The organism is Acidovorax sp. HMWF018, from assembly GCF_003061035.1.
GTDB classification, from domain to species: Bacteria; Pseudomonadota; Gammaproteobacteria; order Burkholderiales; family Burkholderiaceae_C; genus Acidovorax; species Acidovorax delafieldii.
The window spans coordinates 4248-5858 of sequence record NZ_QAIM01000489.1 but is presented as its reverse complement, the minus strand read 5'-3'; the positions used below and the strand labels follow the sequence as shown (position 1 = coordinate 5858).

2 protein-coding genes are annotated in these 1611 nt (G+C 63.8%); one reads left to right on the top strand and one right to left on the bottom strand.

From position 1 onward, the window contains the following. Positions 1–28: 28 nt before the first annotated feature. Positions 29–1225 (bottom strand): aspartate aminotransferase family protein, encoded by a 1197-nt coding sequence (locus DBR23_RS20905; protein ID WP_056066661.1) that lies wholly within the window; start codon positions 1223–1225, stop codon positions 29–31. Between the two features lie 242 nt (positions 1226–1467). On the opposite strand from DBR23_RS20905, the gene DBR23_RS31370 reads away from it, so the two are divergent. Continuing rightward, the coding region (locus tag DBR23_RS31370; protein ID WP_233250633.1) for a DUF3579 domain-containing protein at positions 1468–1611 on the top strand (144 nt) is incomplete at its 3' end.

Sequence of the window (1611 nt, the reverse complement as noted above, 5' to 3'; positions counted from 1 at the left end):
AGCGTCGTCATGGCAGTGGGACTATTCTTCATTCAGCCAGGATGGCTTTGACCAGCGGGGTCAGCTTGGCGACGATTTCGTCGGCTTCGGCGGTGGTGAGGATCAGCGGCGGCACCAGGCGGATCACGCTGTCGGCCGTGACCGACAGCAAGAGGCCTGCCTCGGCCGCGCGGCCGATCAGGGCGCCGCACGGCTTGTTCAGCTCGATGCCCAGCATCAGGCCCTGGCCCCGGATCTCCTTCACACCGGGCAGGCCGCCCAGCTCGCGCTGCAGTGCCGCCTTGAGGTGCTCACCCACCGTGGTGGCATTTTGCAGCAGGCCGTCTTCTTCCATGATGCGAATGGTTTCGACCCCAGCGCGCATGGCCAGCGGGTTGCCGCCAAAGGTGGTGCCGTGGTTGCCGGGCTGCAGCACGTTGGCGGCCTTGGGGCCGGCCACCACCGCGCCAATCGGCACGCCCGAGCCCAGGCCCTTGGCCAGGGGCATCACGTCGGGCACGATGCCGGCCCACTGGTGGGCAAACCACTTGCCGGTGCGGCCCATGCCGCACTGCACTTCGTCAATCATCATCAGCCAGCCGCGCTCGTCGCACAGCTTGCGCAGCTGCTGAAGGTATTCCACGCGCATGGGGTTGATGCCGCCCTCGCCCTGGATGGTCTCGAAGAACACGGCCACCACGTTGGGGTTGCCTTCGGTGGCTTGCTTGATGGCTTCGATGTCGTTGAGCGGCACGCGCACAAAACCCTCGACCAGCGGGCCGAAGCCGCTGTAGATCTTGGGGTTGCCGGTGGCCGACATGGTGGCAATCGAACGGCCGTGGAAGGCCTTTTCGTAAACAACGATCTCGGGCTTGGCGATGCCCTTGTCCACGCCGAACTTGCGGGCAATCTTCAGGGCCGCCTCGTTGGCCTCCAGTCCCGAGTTGCAGAAGAAGACGTTGGTCATGCCCGACAGCTCCACCAGCTTCGCGGCCAGCTGCTCCTGCAGGGGCGAGTGGTAGTAGTTGGAGGTGTGGATCAGCTTGGTGATCTGGTCCTGCAGCGCGGGCACCAGCTTGGCATGGTTGTGGCCCAGTGTGTTCACGGCAATGCCGCCCAGGCCGTCCAGGTATTCCTTGCCATTCACGTCCCACACGCGGCTGCCTTGCCCACGGGCCAGCGCGATGGGTACGCGGCCATAGGTGTTCATCACGTGGGGCGAAGCTGCCGGGATGGAAGCGGTCATGCGGAAATCTCCAGACGGTACGGTGGCGAAAAAGCGAGTCACGATTCTAGGGGGAGCAGGGGTTCGGTCTGTTGACGATTGCGCATCACTGCAATGCCGGGCCCTTACCCTCTTCGGGGTGCCTATGTGTAGCGCGCCGGAGGGATTAGGGAGCTAGCTCTTATATAAGAGTTAGAATGTCGCGTTGCGGTGCAACATGCAGTGATCCTGCGTCTGTGCCCTCACTACCACTCCAATCCCCGATGGTTTCCCCCTCCTCCAAAGAAGTCTTCATCCAGGGCATCACCCATGACGGGAAAACCTTTCGTCCCAGCGACTGGGCCGAGCGGCTGGCCGGGGTGATGAGCAGCTTTCGACCCGGTGGAGCCCGGCCAGGCAGCCACTTG

What these genes read in the sequence shown, in the direction of transcription:
- DBR23_RS20905 (WP_056066661.1), bottom strand. Translation starts at nt 1,225, where the DNA reads ATGACCGCTTCCATCCCGGCAGCTTCGCCCCACGTGATGAACACCTAT.